The sequence below is a fragment of the Mesorhizobium sp. WSM4844 genome (assembly GCF_055811775.1).
In genome coordinates this window covers 1-21442 of the sequence record NZ_JBVVQB010000037.1, presented here as the reverse complement: position 1 = coordinate 21442, position 21442 = coordinate 1, and the positions used below count along the sequence as shown (strand labels likewise).

The 21442-nt window shown below is 63.7% G+C and carries 19 protein-coding genes and 1 pseudogene; 11 read left to right on the top strand and 9 right to left on the bottom strand.

The features are described from left to right. Positions 1–3: 3 nt before the first annotated feature. Positions 4–777: a metallophosphoesterase gene (locus AC0L2A_RS24520; RefSeq protein ID WP_287236169.1), complete on the top strand. Its 774-nt coding sequence runs from the start codon at positions 4–6 to the stop codon at positions 775–777. Between the two features lie 5 nt (positions 778–782). Here AC0L2A_RS24520 and AC0L2A_RS24515 read toward each other — a convergent pair whose 3' ends face one another. Both AC0L2A_RS24515 and AC0L2A_RS24510 read right to left on the bottom strand, forming a co-directional pair. Further along, the gene (locus AC0L2A_RS24515; protein WP_023800344.1) at positions 783–923 is read right to left on the bottom strand and encodes a hypothetical protein; all 141 of its coding nucleotides are present in this window, start codon (positions 921–923) and stop codon (positions 783–785) included. 274 nt (positions 924–1197) lie between these two features. Continuing rightward, on the bottom strand, positions 1198–1896 hold the full coding sequence (locus AC0L2A_RS24510; protein ID WP_473493497.1) for a type 1 glutamine amidotransferase: 699 nt from the start codon (positions 1894–1896) through the stop codon (positions 1198–1200). A gap of 87 nt (positions 1897–1983) precedes the next feature. Here AC0L2A_RS24510 and AC0L2A_RS24505 point away from each other — a divergent pair, with 87 nt between their 5' ends. From AC0L2A_RS24505 to AC0L2A_RS24490, 4 genes are all read left to right on the top strand, one after another. Continuing rightward, positions 1984–2646 (top strand): hypothetical protein, encoded by a 663-nt coding sequence (locus tag AC0L2A_RS24505; RefSeq protein ID WP_473611019.1) that lies wholly within the window; start codon positions 1984–1986, stop codon positions 2644–2646. A 31-nt stretch (positions 2647–2677) separates the two neighbouring features. Further along, on the top strand, positions 2678–3412 hold the full coding sequence (locus AC0L2A_RS24500; RefSeq protein ID WP_473611017.1) for a 16S rRNA (uracil(1498)-N(3))-methyltransferase: 735 nt from the start codon (positions 2678–2680) through the stop codon (positions 3410–3412). Positions 3413–3669: 257 nt separating this feature from the next. Then, positions 3670–5043: a glutamate--cysteine ligase gene (locus tag AC0L2A_RS24495; protein WP_473611016.1), complete on the top strand. Its 1374-nt coding sequence runs from the start codon at positions 3670–3672 to the stop codon at positions 5041–5043. Between the two features lie 114 nt (positions 5044–5157). After that, positions 5158–6045, top strand: coding sequence for a DUF937 domain-containing protein (locus AC0L2A_RS24490; protein ID WP_473611015.1), 888 nt, complete (start codon positions 5158–5160; stop codon positions 6043–6045). 154 nt (positions 6046–6199) lie between these two features. Here the strand turns inward: AC0L2A_RS24490 and AC0L2A_RS24485 are convergent, their stop codons facing one another. Continuing rightward, positions 6200–6490 (bottom strand): DUF1127 domain-containing protein, encoded by a 291-nt coding sequence (locus AC0L2A_RS24485; RefSeq protein ID WP_128247895.1) that lies wholly within the window; start codon positions 6488–6490, stop codon positions 6200–6202. Between the two features lie 176 nt (positions 6491–6666). Between AC0L2A_RS24485 and AC0L2A_RS24480 the strand changes: the two genes are divergently transcribed. Beyond that, positions 6667–7617, top strand: coding sequence for a LysR substrate-binding domain-containing protein (locus tag AC0L2A_RS24480; RefSeq protein WP_236390277.1), 951 nt, complete (start codon positions 6667–6669; stop codon positions 7615–7617). 3 nt (positions 7618–7620) lie between these two features. On the opposite strand, the gene AC0L2A_RS24475 is transcribed toward AC0L2A_RS24480, so the two are convergent. Further along, a complete protein-coding gene (locus tag AC0L2A_RS24475; RefSeq protein ID WP_473611014.1) occupies positions 7621–9834 on the bottom strand; it encodes a putative bifunctional diguanylate cyclase/phosphodiesterase in 2214 nt (737 codons plus the stop codon). Positions 9835–9949: 115 nt separating this feature from the next. Between AC0L2A_RS24475 and xseA the strand changes: the two genes are divergently transcribed. Both xseA and AC0L2A_RS24465 read left to right on the top strand, forming a co-directional pair. After that, positions 9950–11515 carry an exodeoxyribonuclease VII large subunit gene (gene xseA / locus AC0L2A_RS24470; protein WP_473611013.1) on the top strand — a complete coding sequence of 522 codons (1566 nt, stop codon included), beginning with the start codon at positions 9950–9952 and terminating at the stop codon, positions 11513–11515. A gap of 9 nt (positions 11516–11524) precedes the next feature. After that, positions 11525–12658, top strand: coding sequence for a DmpA family aminopeptidase (locus AC0L2A_RS24465; RefSeq protein ID WP_473611039.1), 1134 nt, complete (start codon positions 11525–11527; stop codon positions 12656–12658). Between the two features lie 60 nt (positions 12659–12718). Here the strand turns inward: AC0L2A_RS24465 and AC0L2A_RS24460 are convergent, their stop codons facing one another. The 5 genes from AC0L2A_RS24460 to AC0L2A_RS24440 form a co-directional block, all read right to left on the bottom strand. Further along, positions 12719–12973 (bottom strand): hypothetical protein, encoded by a 255-nt coding sequence (locus tag AC0L2A_RS24460; protein WP_473611012.1) that lies wholly within the window; start codon positions 12971–12973, stop codon positions 12719–12721. A 492-nt stretch (positions 12974–13465) separates the two neighbouring features. Continuing rightward, entirely contained in the window at positions 13466–14221 is a 756-nt protein-coding gene (locus AC0L2A_RS24455) for an ATP-binding cassette domain-containing protein (RefSeq protein WP_473611011.1), read from the bottom strand. Then, positions 14214–15266 (bottom strand): ABC transporter permease subunit, encoded by a 1053-nt coding sequence (locus tag AC0L2A_RS24450; protein WP_473611009.1) that lies wholly within the window; start codon positions 15264–15266, stop codon positions 14214–14216. Before AC0L2A_RS24450 ends, AC0L2A_RS24455 begins: the two co-directional genes overlap by 8 nt. Positions 15267–15362: 96 nt before the next feature. Then, on the bottom strand, positions 15363–16343 hold the full coding sequence (locus AC0L2A_RS24445; RefSeq protein ID WP_473611008.1) for an ABC transporter substrate-binding protein: 981 nt from the start codon (positions 16341–16343) through the stop codon (positions 15363–15365). Between the two features lie 467 nt (positions 16344–16810). Continuing rightward, the gene (locus AC0L2A_RS24440; protein ID WP_473611007.1) at positions 16811–17716 is read right to left on the bottom strand and encodes a sugar-binding transcriptional regulator; all 906 of its coding nucleotides are present in this window, start codon (positions 17714–17716) and stop codon (positions 16811–16813) included. A 283-nt stretch (positions 17717–17999) separates the two neighbouring features. On the opposite strand from AC0L2A_RS24440, the gene AC0L2A_RS24435 reads away from it, so the two are divergent. The 3 genes and pseudogenes from AC0L2A_RS24435 to AC0L2A_RS24425 all read left to right on the top strand — a co-directional run. After that, positions 18000–18905 (top strand): tagatose-bisphosphate aldolase, encoded by a 906-nt coding sequence (locus AC0L2A_RS24435; RefSeq protein ID WP_473611005.1) that lies wholly within the window; start codon positions 18000–18002, stop codon positions 18903–18905. 268 nt (positions 18906–19173) lie between these two features. After that, positions 19174–20658 carry an ROK family protein gene (locus AC0L2A_RS24430; protein WP_473611004.1) on the top strand — a complete coding sequence of 495 codons (1485 nt, stop codon included), beginning with the start codon at positions 19174–19176 and terminating at the stop codon, positions 20656–20658. Between the two features lie 229 nt (positions 20659–20887). Then, a pseudogene (locus AC0L2A_RS24425) lies at positions 20888–21442 on the top strand (GGDEF-domain containing protein); the annotation flags it as partial.

The following is a 21442-nucleotide window of genomic DNA, read 5'->3' as shown; positions in this document are numbered from 1 at the left end:
GCATTGACTGCCCCCGGCATCCACTTTCTCGACGCGCGCGGACCGGAAGGCATGCGCATCTATGCGGTCGGCGACGTGCATGGCCGGCTCGACCTGCTCGCCGCCATGTACCGCCGGATTGCGGCCGAGATCAGCCAGGCGCGGCCGGCCGACTGGCGTGTCGTCCATCTCGGCGACTATGTCGACCGCGGCCCGGACTCCAAGGGCGTCATCGATTTCCTGATCGAAGTGCGAAAACGCGACCCGCGCCACCTGATGCTCGCTGGCAACCACGACATCGGCTTCCTAGACTTCCTCGACACTCCCGATGCGGACGGGCTTTTCATGCGCTACGGCGGCATCCAGACCGCGCAATCCTATGGCGTAGCGCTCAATGAAGGTGGCGGCGCATGGTTCGGCAGGTCCGAGGCGGCACTGCGGCAAGGCCATGCAGCACTTGTCGAGGCCGTGCCGAAAAGCCATGTCGAGTTCCTGCAGTCGCTGCCGTTTTCACTGACCTTCGGCGACTTCTTCTTCTGCCATGCCGGCATCCGGCCGGGCATTGCGCTGGAAAGTCAGAGCGCGCAGGACCTGATCTGGATCCGCGATGTCTTCCACAATCATTCCGGCCTGCATCCAAAGATCGTGGTGCATGGCCACACGCCGGTGCCGGAGGCCGAGGTGATGGTCAACCGCGTCAATATCGACACGCTCGCCTACCAAACGGGAAACCTCAGCGCGCTCGTCGTCGACGGTGCCGACAAGCGTATCCTGGTGGTGTCAGGCGAGAGGGGTTAAAGCGCTTAGCGAAGCGCGGCGGTGACGCCGTAGCCGTCGACGGCGTTGTGGTTGTTGGCTGCGTCGCCGGCATAGGTGCCGAGGCCGCACAAGAAAATGGCCGACAACATGACAAAGGACAGAAGCGCTGCTTTCACGGACGTCATCTCTTGTTGAGCTTCCTGCATCTGTGCACGGGGTGGGTTACGAATGGGTTGAAACGGAAAAAGCGTCTCAAAGTTTCGACGATTTCGCTGCTTTTAGGCATGTTCTGTATCGGCGATGTGTCGCGCGGGTGACCCAAAAGGTTCATCGCGTTGCACGGATGATGCAGAGCGGGTGCCTTCTAGGGTGGCGGGCGGCCACAAGCCAAGCACGAAACATGCTGTCCACAGCGGATTTTTGCCGGCGTGCCAAATATGCAACGTCGATACTGACTGATCAGATCGTCGCCACCCAGGCGCGGGCGATGGCCAGCCCGGCGGCATCGGCAGCCGCTCCGTGGCGGGCCATTTCGTCGTCGAGCCGATCGCTCCAGTCCGGGTGCCGCTCGGCAATGAGCGATGCGAAGGATGCGCTCCAGTCGCGGACCATCGGCCGGTCCGCCTCGAAATGGAACTGAAAGCCATAGACGGCACGGCCGATGCGAAACGCCTGGTTCTCGGCGACGTCGTTGCCGGCGAGCCGCACGGCGTTTTCGGGCAAGACAAAGGTGTCGTCGTGCCACTCGAAGATCGGGAAATCTTCGGGCAGCGCGCCGAGCACCGGATCGGCCGTCGCAGCCGGCGTGAGCGAGACCTTGTGCCAGCCGAATTCCGAGGCGCCGCCGATCCGGTTCTCGCCGCCGAAGGCGCGCGCCACCAGTTGGCTGCCAAGGCAGATACCGAGCACGGCGCGATCCTTGCCGGCGAAATCGCGCGTCAGGTCGAGAAGTTCAGGAAAATACGGGCAGATCTCGTCGTCCAGCGCATTCTGGGCGCCGCCGAGCACGACCATGGCGTCGTGCGCAGCGCTGTCCTGCGGCAGCATCTCGCCACAATAGGGCCGGCGCAGATCGATATCGGCGCCTGCCTCGACAAGCGCCGCGCCGATCTGGCCAAGGCCCTCGCTGTCGAAATTCTGGACCACCAGCACCCGCATCGAAAAACCTGCTGACATGAAAACGATGCGACGAGCGATATCATGCCGCCGTCATTCCGGCCAAGATACGTATTCGGGGAGAAAGCTATGCCACTGCAGAATCGGGTCGACCCGTTCGGCGTCATCCACGCCATGCCGGAGCGCGGCCTGTTCATGGGCAATCGCGGCATCATCCATGACCCCGAAACGAAGACGCTGCTGAAAAAACGCTGGGCGCTGCAGGCCTGGATCATCTGCGTCTGCGAATTCCGCGATGTGCGGCGCGAGCCGATGGGCCGCAACCGGAACGGTGGCAAGGCCGGCTGGACCGAATTGTTTTTCCTGGACGAGGTGACCGCACTCTCGGCCGGGCATCGGCCCTGCTTCTTCTGCCGGCGCGAGCGGGCCAAGGATTTCGTCCGGCGCTTCGGCGTCGCCTTCGGCATTGCCGAGCCGCGCGCACCGCAGGTCGACAAGCGGCTGCATAAGGAGCGGCCGGCGTCGGGTGGACAGGCACCGGTCGTATCCGCAGAAGAGCTTGCCGGGTTGCCGGACGGCGCCATGGTTGCGGACGGCGGCAATGCCTATGCGATGCGTGGCGGCAAGGCGCTGCACTGGTCGTTCGCAGGCTATGGTGATCGTGTCGGGGGCGATCCGGTCGGGTTCGGCGGTTTTGCCGGCCATCCAATCCGCCTGCTCACGCCGGCGACCACCGTTTCCGTGCTGAGGCAAGGCTACCAACCGGTCTGGCATCCCTCGGCCGAGACTTGACGCCACGAGCCGGCTCGCCCATTCCTCGGCGATGCGCGCCAATTACAAGATGCAGCGGCTGTTCGTGCCGGACGACCTCGGACCGGATATCGAGTTCGAGGCGAGCCCGCAGCAGGGCCATTACCTGATGCATGTGCTGCGGCTCGGCGAAGGCGCCGAAATCCTGTTGTTCAACGGCCGCGACGGCGAATGGTCGGCGTCTATCGCCGCCAGGTCCAAAAAGGCGGTGCGGCTGAAGGTGCTGGCATTGCAGCGGCCGCAGCCGCCGCTGCCCGATCTCGCCTACTGCTTTGCGCCGCTAAAGCAGGGTCGGCTCGACTATCTGGTGCAGAAGGCGGTCGAGATGGGCGCCGGCGTCCTGCAGCCGGTCATTACCCAGCACACGCAGGTGGCAAAGCCCGGCATCGAACGGCTGCGCGCCAATGTCGTCGAGGCCGCCGAACAATGCGGCATCCTTGCGGTGCCGGAAGTGCGCGAAGCGGAAAAAATCGAGCGCCTGCTGGCCGGCTGGGACAAGGAGCGGCGGTTGATCTTCTGCGACGAGGATGCTTCCACCAACAATCCGCTGCCGGCGCTGCAGGCGGTGCGGGAGAAGAAGCTCGGGCTTCTGGTCGGCCCCGAGGGCGGGTTTTCCGACGAGGAACGAAGGATGATGCGGGCGCTGCCTTTCGTCACCGCCATTCCGCTCGGGCCGCGCATCCTGCGCGCCGACACGGCTGCGGTGGCGGCGCTGGCGGTGATACAGGCGACGGTCGGAGACTGGTGAGGCACTTCCCTTCTCCCCTTGTGGGCCTTGTGGGAGAAGGAAGAAGCAGCCAATCAATTCCAGTTACCCTGTGGCTCAGGATTTTTCGCTTGATCGCCTACTGACATTTCGTCCATCTAGCGCCGGCGGTCGTCCGACCACCTACAGCGCCGCGCGTCCTTTCGGACGCGCAAAGGACGCTGTAGCACTTGATTGGGCACATGATCCTTTCCGAAAATCGAAGCCGATTTTCGGGGTCATGTGCTAGAGGACTTGTAATGGCGCGCGACACAACCGATTTCCGGCCGATCGAAGGCGTCGACGAGCTTGTCGAGCACCTGGCTGAAGGCAACAAGCCGCGCGACAAATGGCGCATCGGCACCGAACACGAGAAATTCCCGTTCTATGTCGACGGCAATGCGCCGGTGCCCTATGGCGGCGAGCACGGCATCCGCGCCATTCTCGAAGGCATGCAGGAAAAACTCGGCTGGGATCCGATCATGGATGCTGGCCGCATCATCGGCCTGGTCGAGCCGACCGGCCGGGGCGCGATTTCGCTGGAACCCGGCGGCCAGTTCGAACTGTCCGGCGCGCCGCTGGAGACGATCCACCAGACCTGCCGCGAGGGCAATGCGCATCTGGCGCAGGTGCGCGAGATCGCCGAGCCGATGGGCATCCGCTTCCTCGGCCTCGGCGGCAGCCCGAAATGGTCGCTGGCCGAGACGCCGAAAATGCCAAAGTCGCGCTATGAGATCATGACGCGCTACATGCCCAAGGTCGGCAGCAAGGGCCTCGACATGATGTACCGCACCTGCACCATCCAGGTGAATCTCGACTTCGAGAGCGAGTCCGACATGCGCCGCAAGATGCAGGTGTCGCTGAAGCTGCAGCCGCTGTCGACGGCGCTGTTCGCCAACTCGCCGTTCACTGAGGGCCGGCCCAACGGATTTCAGAGCTGGCGCGGCGACATCTGGCGCGACACCGACAACCAGCGCTCGGGGCTGCTCGACTTCTGCTTCTCGCCCGATTTCGGCTTCGCCGACTATGTCGAATGGGCGCTCGACGTGCCGATGTACTTCGTCATCCGCGACGGCCACTACCACGACATGACGCACGTCACCTTCCGCCAGTTCATGGCAGGTGCGGCCCGCGACGAGATTTCTGACGGGCTGCCGACGATGGGCGATTGGGCGAACCATTTGTCGACGCTGTTTCCCGACGTGCGATTGAAGCGTTTCCTTGAAATGCGCGGCGCCGATGGCGGACCGTGGCGGCGCATCTGCGCGCTGCCGGCTTTTTGGGTCGGGCTGCTCTACGACGCGGCGGCGCTCGACGCGGCCGAGGCGCTGACCTCGAGCTGGAGCTATGAAGAGGTGCTGGCGATGCGCAACGCCGTGCCGGAACAGGGCATTTCGGCGCCGTTCCGCAACACGACACTGCGCGAGATCGCCCGCGAAGTGCTCGTCATCTCGCGCATGGGGCTGAAGAACCGCGGCCGCAAGAACCGCGACGGCTATGACGAAACGTCGTTCCTCAGCACGCTGGACGAAGTCGTCGCGCGCGGCACCACCAGCGCCGAGGAGCTGCTCTCCGCCTATCATACGCGCTGGGGCGGCTCGATCGAGCCGGTGTTCATGGAGTATGCGTATTAGCCGTTTGCTATCGGCTTGGCTGACAGCTCGGGAAACGCGCTTTCCGAAATCGATTCCGATTTTCGGGCCGATGCGGTAGGCTCTCCTACGAGGATTTTCCCGAGGAGAAAACCAATGGCTTCCTTGTTCGACATTCTGGCGCAGGCGCAGAACGGTAACGGCATGCAGGCCCTGGCCCAACAGTTCGGCCTTTCGCAGCAGCAAGCGCAATCGGCGGTCGAGGCGCTGCTGCCGGCCTTTTCACAGGGGCTGAAGCGCAGCACCTCCGACCCCTACGGGCTCGGCGCGTTCATGACGGCAATGGCCAGCGGCCAGCACGCCAAATATTTCGAGGACGCAGGCCGGGCCTTTTCGCCGCAGGGCGTCGATGAAGGCAACGGCATTCTTGGCCATCTGTTCGGCTCGAAAGACCTGTCCCGCGCCGTTGCCAGCCAGGCAGCGCAGGCGAGCGGCGTCAGCCAGCAGATCTTGCAGCAGATGTTGCCGGTCGTGGCTTCGATGATGATGGGCGGCCTGTTCAAGCAGACCACAAATCAGATGCAGGCGGCAGGCGGATTCGGCGGCGGCAGCAATCCGCTCGGCGAGATCATCGAGCAGATGATGCGGCAGGCCGGCGGCGGCGCGCAGGCGCCGCAACAGCGCCAGGCACCGCAGCCCGGCCCGATGGACAATCCGTTCGGCAAGGTGCTGCAGGACATGTTCGGCGGCGCGCAGCAGCCGCAGGGTCAGCCGCAGCAGGCGCCCAATCCCTACGGCGACAATCCGCTCGGCAAGGTGCTGCAGGACATGTTCGGCGGCGGCGCGCAGCAGCCGCAGCCGCGTCAGGCGCCGCAGCAGCGCGAAACGCCGCAGCCGCAGACCAATCCGAGCGGCAGGCCACGCAATCCATTCGACGATTTGTTCGGCAAGATGTTCGAGGCGGGCGCGCAGCAACGCGACGATTACCAGAAGGGCATGGAGTCGATCTTCGATCAGTTCAAGCGAGGCATGGACCGGCGGTAGCGTGAAGCTGGCCTTCGCCTGATTCAAGAAGAAAAATGCCCGATCCTTGGGAGGACCGGGCAGTGCGCAGGCGGGCCGGCGGGGAAACCGGCAGGGAGTGGGAGCCTGCGAAATCCTATAGCGCCGTGCGCCCCAGGGCGCGCCACCAGCGCGATCAGGTCACCTTGCGGGCAATATCCTCGATCGTGTCTGTGCGATCGGCCGCGATGACGCGAAGCCGCTCGGTTGGATCGCGGCCAAACGGCACGTCGATGGCGACGTGGAGATCGGCTCGCGTCAAGCCGATGTCGGCAAGTTCGGCGTCCGACATCTCGCCAAGGCGATAGAAGGCGCGGCGGTTTTTCCAGGCGCGATAGACGCTGGAGATGGTGTTGACCACGCGCGTCGCAATAGCCGGACGCGACGTGATGCGCGAAGTCTCGGTGGCGAAATCAAACGTAGCCATGTCAGTCTCCTTCATTCGAACGGACGAAGACGCGCGATCGGCGCTGGCAACAGCGGCCGTTCCGGTCCCGATTCACATGCTGTCATGTGGACAGTCGTAAATTTGCCATCGTTCGATTGATTAATCCAACGAATGTTTCTAATCTTTAACATCAACACTAGTGATGGATTGGACCGATGAAAGCGCCACTCGATCTCGATCAATTGCAGACCTTCGTCTCAATCGTCGACACCGGCAGCTTCACCCGCGCGGCGGAAGCGGTGCATCGGACCCAGTCGGCGGTGTCCATGCAGATGCGCCGGCTGGAGGAGCGGATCGGCAAGCCGCTGTTCGAAAAGGACGGGCGCACCAACAGGCTGACCGAGGAAGGCGACAGGCTGCTCTCCTACGCAAGACGGTTGCTGTTCCTCAATCGGGAAACGCTGGCCGCCTTCGACGACCGACGGCTCGAAGGCACGATCCGCATCGGCACGCCGGACGACTATGCCGATCGCTTCCTGCCCGAGATCATGGCCCGCTTCGCCCGTTCCAATCCACGTGTCGAACTGACCGTGATCTGCGAGCCGACGCCGGGGCTGGTCGAGCATATCAAGCGCGGCAATCTCGATCTGGCACTGGTGACGCATAGTGACGCGCACGGCCAGTCGGAAGTGGTGCGGCGCGAACCGCTGCTGTGGGTGACTTCGGCCAACCATGCGACGCATGAACAGGACGTTCTGCCGATGGCCTTCGGCCGGCCGAACTGCATCTGGCGGCGGGCCGCGGTCGACGTGCTCGACCGGCAGAACCGCGACTACCGCATCCTGTTCACCAGCTTCTCGGCAACCGTCATCACCGCCGCGGTGCTTTCCGGCCTGGCGATCTCGGTGCTGCCGGAATGCGCGCTGCGCCCCGGCATGCGGGTGCTGGGCGATGCCGACGGGTTCGGCGCCCTGCCCGATTGCCGCATCGGCATCATGCGCGGCCAGACGTCGCGGCCGGAGATCGTCGACGCGCTGGCCCGTCACATTTCGGAAAGCCTCGACAATATTTCCGTGCCGCTCGGCGAAGAGACGGGAAACTTCGACTTCGCAGCCTTTTCGAAGATGAAGCGGGGCAAGCCGAACCAGATCGTGCCGGGCTGGTAAGGATCAGGCGGAAACTGCTGCCGGCGTGCTGTCCTTGCCAGGCAAAAGGCCGGCCAGCCGCAGCAATTGCGCCGGCTCCAGCGGCAGCGACAGCAGATGGCCCTGAAACTCTCGGCAGCCCATGGCGACGAGCCGCGTCTTTTGCTCCTCGGTCTCCACGCCTTCCGCGGTGACGCCGACGTTAAGAGCGTCGGCAAGATCGACAAGCGCCCTGACGATCGCCGCCGAACTCTCGTCGCGGCCGAGGAGGTTCACGAAGGAGCGGTCGATCTTGAGCTTGTCGATAGCGTGGCGGCGCAGATAGTTCAGCGACGAATAGCCGGTGCCGAAATCGTCGAGCACTATGGCGATCCCCGACCGGCGCAAGGCAGCCAGAGCCGTCCTGGTCGTATCGTTGTTGTCCAACAGCACGCTCTCGGTGATCTCGAGCTGCAGGCGCCCTGGCGCCAATCCGGTCTCGGCGAGAACCGCCGCAAGCTGCTCGGTGAAACCGGCGTCGCGCAGTTGCAGCGGCGACACGTTGACGGCCACCCAAGGCAATTCGGTGCCGACAGCGAAGCGGCAAGCCTCTTGCAGCACCCATTTGCCAAGCTGGCCGATCATGCCACGTTCTTCGGCGATGGCGATGAATTGTGCCGGCGGCAAGCCACCGTGGACCTCATGTCCCCAGCGGATCAGCGCCTCGGCACCGAGGATCGTGCTGCCGTCCGCCGCAAAGATCGGCTGATACGCCAGCTTGATCCCGGTTCCGCCATTCAGGGCGTGGCGAAGCTCGCTCTCAACCTGGCGCTTGCGCAACAGGAGGTCGTCCATGTCGCCGGCGAAGACCTGGTAGCGGCCGCGGCCGTTCTTCTTGGCTTCGTAAAGCGCGATATCGGCCTTGCGCAGCAAGTCGTCCGCATCGGCATCCGGACCGGTCGACAATGCTATGCCGATGCTGGCGCTGACAAAAACCTGGTCGTCGGCCAGCTTGAACGGCTCCTGCAGCTTTTGAAGCAGACCCTCCGAAACATCCTCGGCGCCTCGGATGTCGTCAACATCAATCAGGATCATGGCGAACTCATCGCCGCCGAGCCGTGCCACCGTGTCGACCTCCCGGATTGCCTGCTGGAGCCTCGCGGCGGTCTGGCGGACAAGCTCGTCGCCGGCAGGATGGCCAAGCGTGTCGTTGACATGCTTGAAACGGTCGAGGTCGAGATAAAGCAGCGCCACTTTGGCTGTTTCGTGACTGGCCGTGAGCAAAGCGCGCCGGAGCCGGTCCTCGAACAGCGCCCGGTTGGGAAGGCCGGTGAGCGTGTCGTGGAAGGCGAGATACTGCGCCTCGGCCTGACTGGTCTGCAGCGCCGACGATGCACGGCGGAGGCGGCGCAGCAGGAACGCCAGGACACCTGCCGCGAGCAGCGCGCCACCGATCAGGGCCGGCCCTGCCTCGCGCACAAGCGCGCTGCCGGGCCGCTCCTGATCCCAGCCGGCATAAGCCAGGATGACGCCGTGTGAGTCGACCAGCGGAATGGCAGCCCCGCCGACCGGCTGCGACAACGGCAGCAGGCGGGCGCCCGCCAACAGATATTGCCCGGCGATCTTGGCCAGCAGCGCGTCGGTGATGAAGTCCACCGAGATATGAAGGTATTCGCTGCCAGGCGTCTGGATGACGCGGTCGGAACTCGGCACCAGCGGCATGATGCTGAGGATGGCAGGTTTTCCGTCAAGCTCCACCAGATCCCCTGCGGCCAATTTGACCGGACCGCCGGCCAGGTCTTCTTTCGCCGGCTCGCGGATCAACCGGCGCACCCTTTCGACGGTGGGCAACAGAACCGGTTCATCCTCGCTGTAACGCGCCGGCGCCAGCACGTTTCCTTCACGCATCGCATGGACCGGACGATCGGCGGCATCCAGTACATAGACCCGATCATGCCCATAGTAGGAATACATCCAGACGCTGATGTTATCGATCATCCAGTCCACGTTGCCGGCCTTGGCATTGATGACGGAATCGTCCCAGACGGCGATGCTTTCCTGCTCGCGATCCACCGCCGCCATCCGGTCCCGCATGCCGTTGGCGAAAAGGATTTTCTGCCGCTCGAGGGAGACGCTATCCGCCTGCACAGTGGCGTAAAAGCCAAAGCCGATGACCATGGCAAGCGCGAAAATGGCAAGCGCCATCACCGTCAGCGTGACCTGGAACGTTAATGGGCTGCGTTGAAGACGACGGCTCATGCGTCCTGGCCACTCTCTTTTCCGCACAGTCATCAGATCGGGTTAAGATCGAGTTATGACTTCGGCTATGAGCGACGGCCTTGACGCCGGCCAACAACCGCCCCCCAATCGGCCAATGAGCGACGCAGCATCCGAATCACGTACCAACGCCACCGAATACACGGTCAGCGAGATTTCCGGCGCGCTGAAGCGCACGGTCGAGGACGTCTTCGGCAATGTGCGGGTGCGCGGCGAAATATCAGGCTATCGCGGGCCGCATTCCTCCGGCCATGCCTATTTCTGCCTCAAGGACGACCGCGCACGGCTCGACGCCGTGGTCTGGAAGACCACAATGGGCCGGCTGAAATTCCGCCCTGAAGAAGGCATGGAGGTGATCGCCACCGGCCGGCTCACCACCTATCCCGGAAAGTCCACCTACCAGATCGTCATCGACAATCTGGAGCCCGCCGGCGCCGGGGCGCTGATGGCACTGCTGGAAGAGCGCAAGCGCCGGCTGCAGTCCGAAGGCCTGTTCGATGCCGGCCGCAAGCGCTTGCTGCCGTTCATGCCGCGCGTCATCGGCGTCGTCACCTCGCCGACAGGCTCTGTCATCCGCGACATCATCCACCGGATCAAGGACCGGTTTCCGCTGCATGTGCTGGTCTGGCCGGTGCGAGTGCAGGGCGAAACGGCCGGCGCGGAAGTGACCGCCGCCGTCAACGGCTTCAACGGACTGGCGCAGGATGGCGTCATCCCGCAGCCCGACCTGCTGATCGTGGCGCGCGGCGGCGGCAGCCTCGAGGATCTTTGGGGGTTCAATGACGAGGCGCTGGCCCGCGCCGTCGCCGCCTCGCGCATTCCGGTGATTTCCGCCGTCGGCCATGAAACGGACTGGACGCTGATCGACCTGGCGGCGGATGTGCGGGCGCCGACACCGACGGGTGCCGCCGAAATCGCCGTGCCCGTACGCGCCGACCTCGAAGTGACGCTTGCCGGCCTTGGTGCGCGGCTCAAGGCCGCGGTATCGCGCAATTTCGAGCGCAAGCGCCAGGCGGTGCGTGCCGCCGCCCGGGCGCTGCCCTCGCCCGACCAGTTGCTGGCATTGCCGCGCCGGCGTTTCGACGAGGCGACGAGCCGGCTTGGCCGGGCGCTGTCCGTCAGCGTCCAGCGCAAGCGAGCCAGGCTTCAGGCGCAGCGGCTGACGCCGGCCACCCTGTCGCGACGCATGAACGAGGCCCGCACGCTGGCCGGCCGTGATCTCGCCCGCGCGCAAGCGGCGTTCTTCGCCATCGTGCGCGAGCGGCGAACGCGATTTTCGCGCACCGCGGCGCGGCTGTCGCCGGCGCCGCTCGCAAGGCGGCAGAAATTGCAGGCAGATGCCCTGGTGGCGCTGTCGCGACGACAGGACCGGGTGATTTCGGTGCGGCTCGAGCGCTTGCGCGGGAAACTGACCCAGGCCGACCGGCTGCTGGCGACGCTGTCGCACAAGGCGGTGCTGGCGCGCGGCTTCGCCCTGGTGAAAGACGCCGACGGGGCGGTGATCAAGCAAGCGGCGGAAGTGACGCCGGGGCTGGCACTTTCGCTGGAGTTCGCCGACGGGACCGCCGATGCGATTGCGACCAGCGGCACGGCACGGCCGAAAACTGTTGCAAAGCCGGCCGCCAAAGCCAAGGAGCCCGGCAGCCAAGGCTCGCTGTTTTGAGTGCCGATGATTTCCGGCAATCCAGATCACCAGACGACGCCTTCCGGCAAGCAGCGCGCGCGAGCCTTCGGCATTCATTTTGACGGAACGCCCGGACCGTTCAACGCCATCACCGATGTGGCTGGCGTTGCGGTCGGTTATTCGACGCTGATTTCGGGCGAAGGTGCGCTGGTGGTCGGCGAGGGGCCGGTGCGCACCGGCGTGACCGCCATCCTGCCCAGACCGCGCGCCGAACTGGCCACGCCGGTGTTTGCCGGCATTTTCGGCCAGAACGGCAATGGCGAATTGACCGGCTCGCACATCATCGAGGAAACCGGCGCCTTCAATTTTCCGATCACCATCACCAACACGCATTCCTGCGGCGTTTCACGCGACGCAACGCTGCGCTGGATGCAGCGCGTGCTGCCGGCCGCGCTCGACAGCGGCTGGGGCCTGCCGGTGGCGGCGGAAACCTATGACGGCTTCCTGAACGACATCAATGGCCACCATCTCGGGTTTGAGCATGTCGCCGCGGCCCTCGATGGCGCGACCAGCGGGTCGATCGAGGAAGGCAGCGTCGGCGGCGGCACCGGCATGATCGCCTTCGGCTTCAAGGCAGGCTCCGGCACGGCATCGCGCCTCGTCGAATGGCACGGCCGGCGCTACACGGTCGGCACCTTCGTGCAGGCGAATTTCGGCAGGCGGAGCAATTTCACCATTCGCGGCCTGCGCGCCGGGCCCGATCTCATCGAACCGGCGATCCGCGAAAGCACGCCGCGTGCGGAAAAGGGTTCAATCATCGGGATCGTCGCCACCGATGCGCCGTTGCTGCCGCATCAGATGAAGCGCTTGGCACGCCGGGTGCCGCTCGGCGTCGCCATGACCGGCGGCTTCGGCTATCACAGCTCGGGCGATATTTTCCTGGCCTTTTCGACCGCCAACCGCGAGGCGGCGCTGGCGCCGCCAGGCCGCATCGCCAGCGCCGACTTTATCCCGGATACCGACATCGATCCGTTCTTCGACGCCGTGATCGGGAGTGTGGAGGAAGCGATCCTCAATGCGCTGGTCGCCAATGACGACATGACCGGGCGCGACGGCAATTTCGTGCCGGCGCTGCCAACGGCATGGCTCAAGAGCAAATTCGGGGCTAGGCAGGGAAAGTAGACCTGTGTGGCGTGTCACGCGTCGCACAGGTGAATAGACGCCTTTCGCCGGGTCGGCATGTCACTCGGCAGGCTTGTTCGAATTCTTTTCGTCCTGGTCGGCCTCAGCCGCCTCTTCCAGCCTCGACGCGATAAGTTCCTGAATGTCGCCGACCTCTTCCTGGATATCCTCCAGCGGTATGCCGGCCTCAGCCGCCTTCGCCGCGCATTCCTTGGCGAGGGTCTCGGCCTGCTCCTCGATCCTGTCCAGCGAGGACTGGCAGTGGACCTTTTCGCCGATCCACTCCTGCAAGAACTCGATCGCGTGTTCGCTCATGCTGCTGTTCCCTGGCGGCTGCGCCGGTTGGTAATCATAAACGCCGGCATCCCCGAAAAGATGCACGCTCCTATTCCAACCGAGTCGCCGTCACCCGGCAAGCCGATCTTGCCCAAGCTCCACAGGGCTGACGGAAATCGAAGGTTCAAGGAGCACATTCTAATTCTGAAGGAGATTCTATTTTCCTGAGCAGACTGGCACCGTTGACTGGGATCAGGTCCCGGATCGCGCCATTGTTTCTACTTGTTATTTTCCGGCAATCCAGTCAATTTGTATGACAATAGGTATCACATTACGCGGCACGTTTGCGGCGCCATTCGCTGCGCAACCCTAGGGTACGCGTCCAAAGCCGCCGCTATATAGTGACATCCTCAGGCAATGTCGACTCCGCTCGCCGTCCTGCTTCTTTCCGTCGCGCCGAGCGTATCTGGATGGCATTTTGCCATCGTCGGGGGCGGGCAATTTTCGCCGGAAATCGGTCGGGCGCTCGGCCTATCCGCCAACCATCAGCTTGACGACTTCGTCATGATTGGTCTCCGAGATCTTGCGCTCGCCGGCCTGGATGCCGCGGCGCAGCACGACGATGCGGTCGGAAACGGCGAAAATATCCTGCAGATTGTGCGAGATGAAGATCACGCCCCGGCCTTGCGCCTTGAGCTGGTGGATGAGCGAGATGACCTTGCGCTGCTCCGGCACGCCGAGGGCCGCGGTCGGTTCGTCCATGATCAGGATCTGCGCGTCCCAATAGACGGCCCGGCCGATGGCAACGGCCTGCCGTTGACCGCCGGAGAAATTGCTGACCGGGGCGTCGAGCCGGCGGACATGGAAATCCAGCCGCCCCATCGTCTGCTTGGCGGCGACGGCCATCGCCTTGCGATCGAGCACCGGCAAGAAACCGAAAGCCTTGCGCATGGGTTCACGGCCGAGGAAGATGTTGGCGCCGATGGACAAATTGTCGGCGAGAGCGAGATCCTGGTAAATGGTCTCGATGCCTTTTTCGCGCGCCTCCTGCGGCGTCGCGAAGGTGACTGGCTGCCCCCTCAGCAGAATTTCACCGCCGGTCGGCTGAAAGACGCCCGATATCGCCTTGATCAGCGTCGTCTTGCCGGCGCCGTTGTCGCCGGCCAGCGCCACCACTTCGCCCGGCCGCACGGCCATGGAGAAATCGTTCAGCGCCTGCACCGCGCCGAAATGCTTGGAAAGATGCCGGACTTCGAGGAGGGGGGTGGTTGGTTCGGAACTATTCATCCTGGCGAGCTCCACTGAACCGGCGCTGCGCCTGGTCGATAAGGACGGAGATAATGATGACGAGGCCGACGGCGATGAACTGCCAGAACGGCTCGACATTGACGAAAACCAGCCCGTATTGAATGACCGCGATGACCAAGGCGCCGGCGACCGTCCCGAAGATGGTGCCTGAGCCACCGAACAGGCTGGCGCCGCCGATCACCACGGCTGCCACGCTGTCGAGCAGCAAGGGCTCGCCGGCCTGGGCGGCGCCCGCGGTGAAGCGCGCTGCATAGAGCGCGCCCCCGAGGCCGGCGCACATTGCCGAAAGCACGTAGAGGCGCAGGATGTGGCCCTTGATGTCGATACCGGCGCGACTCGCCGCCTGCACATTGGCGCCGATGGCGTAGTTGTGCTGGCCGAACCGGGTCTGGCTCAGGATGTAGTGCATCACCACGACAAATACGGCGGCAATGATGACGAGATAAGGCACACCGTAGAACCTGCCGTTCCCAAGCAGCGCGAACCAGGAATTCTGGACCGGCACTGTCGTGCCGCCGGCCAGCAGGAATGCAGCGCCGCGCGCCACGCCAAACATGCCAAGCGTGCCGATGAAGGGTGGAATTCTGAGGCGCGAGATCAGCAAGCCATTGATGACGCCAGGCACGCCGGCGACGATCACGGCCGCCAGAATGCCCAACGTCATGGCCAGGGGCACCGGCATGACGACCCCAGCCATATTGGTGGCGTGGGCCGCAACCACGGCCGCGAGACCCATGATGAAGCCCAGCGAGAGGTCGATGCCTCCCGAAATGATGACGAAGGTCTGCCCGGTCGCCAGCAGCAACGGCGCCACGGCAAATATCGCAATGGACTGCACGTTGAACGGGTTGAGCACGAAGGTCGCGCCGAAGGAGAGCCTCGACCAGACCTCGAAACAGATGATCAGGCCGGCGAGGAACAGCCAGGCGCGTCCTTCGGCGACGCGTGCGAGCCAGCTCCTGGTCGGATCGCCGTGATCCGCCTGAGGAGCGACATGCGTTTCGGTTGGTGATGTTGAAGTCATGGATGGTTCCGATCCGCAGAGCGGCCTCCGACAAACAGGGTCAAAGCGACCCGGCGCAGGTCTCCTTCCGGCAAGCCGGAAGGAGACTGGCTGGACTTATTCGGAATAGAGGTACTTCGAGATGTTCGGGTCGGCGATGTTGGCCTTGTCCATGATCGTGAAGCCGGTGCCGATCGCAACCGGGATCGACTGGCCGGTCAGATGGGCATAGGCCGACACGACGCCGAAATAGCCGATTTCCGCGGGATGCTGGGCAATCGCGACGTCGACAAGGCCAGTGTTGATGTTGTCGACAATGCTGGTCGGCGCGTCGAACGCCACGACCTTGACGGTGCCGGTCTGCCCGGCCTGCTGGACACCATTGGCCGCGCCAAGCGCCGAGAACAGGTTTGCGCCGAACACCCCGACGAGATCGGGATTGCGCGCGAACACAGCCTGCAGCTGCGAGGCAGCCTTGTTGGCGTCGTTGTCGTTGAACTGGGTTTCGAGAACGGTGATGCCGGGATGGTTGGCCGCCATCTCCTTCTTGAAGCCCTCTTCACGCTGGTCGGTGGTCGAAATGCCAGGCTTGACGTTCGAAACGTAGACCTTGCCCTTGTTGCCCATGGCCTTGGCCAATGCCCGCGCGGCGATCTCGCCGCCCAGAATGTTGTCGGAGGCAATATAGGACAGTGGGAAATCCGCCTCGCCGGCGCCGGTCTGGTAGACGCCGCTGCCGATGAAGGTGTCGACGGTGATCACCGGAATGCCGGCGTCATGGGCCTTGCGCAGGGGTTCGACCAATTGAACCTTGTCGGTCGGCGCGATCAGGATGGCATCCGGCTTCTTGGCGATGACCGCGTCAAGCACGGGGACTTGCGTTACCGGATTGAAATCAGGGGCGCCCTGGAAAACCAGGGTCACACCAAGGGCATCGGCTGCCGCCTGGGCTCCCTTGCGCATGGTGATGTAAAAGCCGTCGGTGGTAAGACCCGGAACGAGCGCAATGGTGTATTTTTTGTCCTGCGCCAATGCGGGCGTGACCAGCGCCGCTGCGCAGATGGCGAGAGCCGCCAGAGCGGCAACAATCTTCTTCATAACATCCTCCTCCTAATGTTGGCAGATTTTGCCGTTGCGAGTCGTCCCGGCTCTGTGAAGTGCTGGCGGCGAGAAGCGGGTTTCGCCTGCTTGCTGTTATGGGGCAGCCTCCTCCCAAGCGCCCCAGTCAATAAATCGACCGTCGAAAACCGACCAGCCTGATGCGCAGTCCCGTTACGAGCCTCCGCAAGGTGCAGGAAACTGCGCCGCTCGGCGCGCATGCTTGCCTAGCCGCAATGTTGTAACACTTTGCTGAAAGAAATTGCAACCGCACATTTCCGGGATCGAACGCTTTCAAACCGGACACCATCTGTCTGCTCCGCAGAGCCCCTCCCGCAGACTATTGCCCCAACGCCTTGACGACACAACTGATGATTTCGCGGCGATGATTTCGCGGCTGCGGGTTTGGTGTCGATCGGTCTGGCATCGATCAGCTGTGCCGATGTCACGTATCGGCGTGCTCAGCATTATCGGGGCAAGAGAGCCTCGAGAATGGCCTGGACCGTCTTCGTGTCCGTCACCAGAGCATTGATAAGCCTGGCGCGGGCGGCACCTATGATCGCCTTCGCCTTCTCCGGCGAGGCGGCAACGCCGATCACCAGCGGCACGGCTCGAAGCTGGGCCGGCGACATTGCGATCATCCGGCCCTCCCCCTCCCACGGGATGAGCTTGCCTTCGGCGTCGAAGTAGTGGCGGATGACGTCTCCCGCCGCATGAAACAGGGCCTGTTCGCTCAGCGTGGCCGCGCTCGCTTCGGGCGGATTGATGGCATGGGGCAGGCCGATGCCGACGATCGCAACGTCGGTCCGGTCCCAAAGCGCGACGCTGTCGCGGATGGCCGCATCGCCGAGGAAGACCTCACGCAATTCGGACGACGGCAGATAGGGCGCATGGATGAAATGCGGCGTCCCGCCCAGCTCTTCTGCGGCCAGCCTTACAAACTCGTTGATCTGAAAATGCGCCGCCTGCTGCTGCATGCCGCCGGTGGCAGCGACGGTAAGAACGCCGGGAATGCGCGGCAGGCCTGCCTGGATCACCTCGCGAATGGCTCGCCCCCAGCCGATGGCGACGACCGAGCCGGCCGTCAGTCCCGCTTGCTTGAGCAAGGCGCCGAGCGGCGCAGCGAGCGCCGCCAGCGCACCGGCTGACGGCGTTTCGATGACTGCCGCGTCACGCAGCCCGAGTGCCTCGACCAGTTGCGTGGTGATGCCTTCGGGGGTTGCAAGATCGAGAACCTCGATCCGCACGATGCCCTCCGCTCTCGCCCGCTGCAGGAGGCGCGATATGGTCGCGGTGGAGACGCCAAGCCGCCGCGCGATATCGACCTGCGACATGTCCGCCTCATAGTGCAGTTTGGCGACCGTATGCAGCATCGTCCGCGATGCGGCTGCATCTTGTGCGGGAGGTGCAGACAGCTTGCAATTCCTTTCAGCAATGTGTTACAGACCCATCGACCGATGGGAGTTATCGCGCAAATCCGGCTGACTCGCAACGTGCCTGGTTTCCACGGCAGATTGCGGGCCAAGGCCGAATTTCTCGGTCCGATAGCGCAGCAAAGCGGCAAAACCTCCTGTCGGTAGGCAGGTAAAACTGAACCTTTCTTGTTTCCACTGATCTGCGCCCGGTGAATGGGCGCCAACATCGGACAGAAGACCCATGACAAAGATGACGACCGCAGAGTTGCGCGGCTACCAGCAGATATGCGGCAAGGACGGGGCGATGATGGCCATCGCCTGTGACCAGCGCGGCGGCATGCGAAGCTTGCTTGCGTCGGACCCTGAAGAACAGGCCAAGATCACCAACGACATGCTGGGCGACACCAAGGCGGACATCACGCGATACCTCGCCAGCCAGGCATCCTGCGTGCTGCTCGACCCGCTCTGCGCGGTGCCGCGGGTTGTCGATGACGGGGTGCTGAGCCGCGATACGGCTCTGCTCATCGGCCTCGACGCTTCGGGCTTCGACGTCTCGCCTGCCGGCTACCGCCTGTCGCGTCTCGTTCCCGGCATCGGCGCGCGCCGCGTGCGCGAGCTCGGCGGCACCGGCGGCAAGATCATGGTCTATCTCAGGCCCGACAGGCCTGAGGCGAACGAGCATAATGTCGCCATTCTGCGCCAATGCATCGCCGATTTCGCGCAAGAGGACCTCCTGCTCGTCGTCGAGTTCCTGACCTATCAGCTCGAAGCGGAAAGCCTTGAAGAGTATACGGCCAAGATCCCCTGGCTCGTCGAAGAGGGCACCCGTATTTCGCTGGAATGCGGGGCAAAGGTGCTCAAGCTTCCTTATCCCGGAACGCCGGAAGCCTGCGCCAGGATCAGCAGGATGGCTGGCGAGGTGCCTTGGGCGGTCCTCTCCGCCGGCGTCAACCACGCAACCTTCCTGGGCCAGGTCGAGATCGCGATGAGGAACGGCGCGTCAGGCGTCATCGCCGGCCGGTCGCTGTGGAAGGACTGCATCTCGCTCGACCGTGACATTCAGCGTGAAAGGCTCAGGACTATCGCGGTGTCGAGATTGCGCGAGCTTCAGGCGGTGATCGGAAACTACCGGCAGAAAGCCGCTTAGCACGATGACCCCGAACCGAAGGTCCGCGATGCAAAATCGTAGTCGATCTTCGAAAAGGATCATGCGCAAATCAAAGTACTATAGCGTCCTGCGCGCACCAGGATGCGCGGCGCTGTAGTTATCCGACGTTCACACCAGGCACGCACGGGACGTCATGCCTCTGACCATGATCCCGAAAAGTGGGGACTGGTTTTCGGAGAAGATCATGGTCAAACAAAGAGATAGGGGCCCATTTCGATTTAGTCGAAATGGAACAGGCTCTGGTTCGATGGCCATAGGAATCGATATCGGCGGCACCAATCTGCGCGCCGCCCGTGTTTCCGACACGGGCGAAATCCTCGAGCGCATTTCCGAGAAAAGCGCGCCGGACCCCGAGCTCGTGCTCTCCCGGATCGCCGAAATGGTACGCCGGCTCGATTGTCCCGAAGTTGCGGCCATCGGCATCGGCGTCCCCGGCCGCGTCGATGCGCGGCTTGGCGCGGTCTTGTCAGGGGGCTATGTCAACCTCGCCTCGGTCTCCCCTGCGCAACGACTGGAAAGCCTGGCGGGCAAGCCCGTGGTGATCGACAATGACTGCAACATGGCACTGGTCGCGGAAATGGCCCTCGGCGGCGCCAGAGGCCATGAAAGCATCGTCATGTTCACGATCGGGACCGGCATTGGCGGTGCCGTGGTCCAGGATCGGCGGATCGTCCGCGGCAAGGGGACGGCGGGGCAGCTCGGCCATATCACCGTCGACCTATCAGGCGAAGCGTGCGTCTGCGGCCGGCGCGGCTGCGTTGAAACCACAAGCTCAGGTACCGCACTTGGCCGGCACATCGCGCGGGCAGGCCTCGGTCCGGACATTTCGGTCGATCAGCTTTTTGCCCGGGATGCGAGCGGCGATCCCTTGGCGCGCGGTATATTGGAAGCCTGGGCCGGGCCGCTGCGTGCGGCAATCGATACGACCGTGGCCATGTTCGACCCGGACCTGGTGCTGCTCGGCGGCGGACTTGGCCTGGCGGCCCATCGGGCGCTTGCCAGGGCTCCTGCCCTGGCGCCCTGGTACCAATGCCCGGTGGAAGCGGCGCAACTGGGCGACGACGCCGGGGTCATCGGCGCCGGTCTGCAAGCGCTCGCCGCGCAAGCGGCAGTTGCACAATCAGCAGTTGCACAAGCCTCGCCAGTACCCTTGCCGACCGCCCGGCTTGATCGCACCAGGCGCGCCGTGCCCGGCCGGCGCGCCGTGCTCGTCAACGGCATCCCCGCCAGCGGCAAAAGCACGGTCTCGCGCGGCATCGCCGCGCACATGGGTTGGCCATTGCTGGCGCTCGATACGATCAAGAACCCGTTCCTGGAAGTGCTCGGCGGCGGCGATCGCGAATTCAACCGCATACTCGGCCGCGCCAGTTACCAGGCCATCTGGTCGGTCGTCGGCGAGGCCCCGGCGGGCGCCATATTTGTCATCGACGCCTGGTTCGGCTTCCAGCCGCGCCAGGTGCTCGAGGATCACCTGCGCAGCGCCGGCGTCGACCAGACCGCCGAGATCTGGTGCCATGCGCCCGGCGAAGTTCTGGCCGAGCGCTATCGCGCAAGGCTCGACCAGCGTCCCGCCGGCCATCCCGGCGCGGCCTACATCCCCGAACTGATCGAACTGGCCAAGCGCGCCGAGCCGCTGCGGCGCGGACCGCTGCTTGACGTCGACACGACCAGACCGATCGCTTTCGACGCCATCACGCAATGGCTGCAGGCGACGATTGCGGCTGACAGGTAGGCAGCGCAGCCGCTAAGCACGTCGCGTTTGAACGGATGCATGCGACGCGCCTTAAGTTATTCCCGAGCGTCAGGATGCTGCCGATCCATGTTCTCTATCACCGCACAAATGAGGAGGATTCATACAAAGGCCTCGCAGAAGGCTGATACAACGAGTAGTTAACCCGTCCTTCAGTGGGCTTGCATAAGCTTGCGTTGCGAATCGGCATGGGAAGCGAACCGACTGGTCTATGGCCTTAAAGAAAGAAAACGCGCTGGAGGCCAGAATCCTTGGAGATCAGCTTGCTGATCTGAAGGCCGGTCTCTTCGTATCGATGCCGATAAGCACTATGCTATCAGGCCTGATTTTGACGGTGCAGGCCTTTTCTGGCGAGGGCTTTGCCGCCGCAATCTGGTTCCTGGTTATCAATGCCATAAATGCCGCCCGCCTCGGACTCGCCCGTTATCAGCTAAACGAGACGGGGGATCAGGACGATTTAACAGGGATTTCGCAGCGGCTTCGCTGGTTTGGCATCCTTGCTCTTCTGTCAGGATTTGCCTGGTCCTTTCTTGCCGTCCTTACCGTTGGCTACACAACGCCGCAAGCGCCGCTGCATCTGATTATTCTGGCGGGCATCTCAGCTGGTGCGGTTACATACGGCAGTTCATATGGTGCGGCCGCGATCAACTTCATCACGCCGCCGCTTGTGATCGCGATGGGTTGCCTGTTGGCGAAAGGCAACTTTGAAGATTACATTCTGGCCTTTGCCGTTCTGCTCTTCGTGGGCGGCTTGGTTCGAGGCTCG

Excerpts from the sequence above, each read along its gene's own strand:
- AC0L2A_RS24445 (WP_473611008.1), bottom strand. The coding sequence starts at position 16,343 with ATGAAGAAGATTGTTGCCGCTCTGGCGGCTCTCGCCATCTGCGCAGCG.
- AC0L2A_RS24430 (WP_473611004.1), top strand. The coding sequence starts at position 19,174 with ATGGCCATAGGAATCGATATCGGCGGCACCAATCTGCGCGCCGCCCGT.
- AC0L2A_RS24460 (WP_473611012.1), bottom strand. The coding sequence starts at position 12,973 with ATGAGCGAACACGCGATCGAGTTCTTGCAGGAGTGGATCGGCGAAAAG.
- AC0L2A_RS24485 (WP_128247895.1), bottom strand. The coding sequence starts at position 6,490 with ATGGCTACGTTTGATTTCGCCACCGAGACTTCGCGCATCACGTCGCGT.
- AC0L2A_RS24510 (WP_473493497.1), bottom strand. The coding sequence starts at position 1,896 with ATGCGGGTGCTGGTGGTCCAGAATTTCGACAGCGAGGGCCTTGGCCAG.
- AC0L2A_RS24490 (WP_473611015.1), top strand. The coding sequence starts at position 5,158 with ATGGCTTCCTTGTTCGACATTCTGGCGCAGGCGCAGAACGGTAACGGC.
- AC0L2A_RS24495 (WP_473611016.1), top strand. The coding sequence starts at position 3,670 with ATGGCGCGCGACACAACCGATTTCCGGCCGATCGAAGGCGTCGACGAG.
- AC0L2A_RS24515 (WP_023800344.1), bottom strand. The coding sequence starts at position 923 with ATGACGTCCGTGAAAGCAGCGCTTCTGTCCTTTGTCATGTTGTCGGCC.
- AC0L2A_RS24505 (WP_473611019.1), top strand. The coding sequence starts at position 1,984 with ATGCCACTGCAGAATCGGGTCGACCCGTTCGGCGTCATCCACGCCATG.
- AC0L2A_RS24500 (WP_473611017.1), top strand. The coding sequence starts at position 2,678 with ATGCGCGCCAATTACAAGATGCAGCGGCTGTTCGTGCCGGACGACCTC.
- AC0L2A_RS24435 (WP_473611005.1), top strand. The coding sequence starts at position 18,000 with ATGACAAAGATGACGACCGCAGAGTTGCGCGGCTACCAGCAGATATGC.
- AC0L2A_RS24475 (WP_473611014.1), bottom strand. The coding sequence starts at position 9,834 with ATGAGCCGTCGTCTTCAACGCAGCCCATTAACGTTCCAGGTCACGCTG.
- AC0L2A_RS24450 (WP_473611009.1), bottom strand. The coding sequence starts at position 15,266 with ATGACTTCAACATCACCAACCGAAACGCATGTCGCTCCTCAGGCGGAT.
- AC0L2A_RS24480 (WP_236390277.1), top strand. The coding sequence starts at position 6,667 with ATGAAAGCGCCACTCGATCTCGATCAATTGCAGACCTTCGTCTCAATC.
- AC0L2A_RS24455 (WP_473611011.1), bottom strand. The coding sequence starts at position 14,221 with ATGAATAGTTCCGAACCAACCACCCCCCTCCTCGAAGTCCGGCATCTT.
- xseA (WP_473611013.1), top strand. The coding sequence starts at position 9,950 with ATGAGCGACGCAGCATCCGAATCACGTACCAACGCCACCGAATACACG.
- AC0L2A_RS24440 (WP_473611007.1), bottom strand. The coding sequence starts at position 17,716 with ATGCTGCATACGGTCGCCAAACTGCACTATGAGGCGGACATGTCGCAG.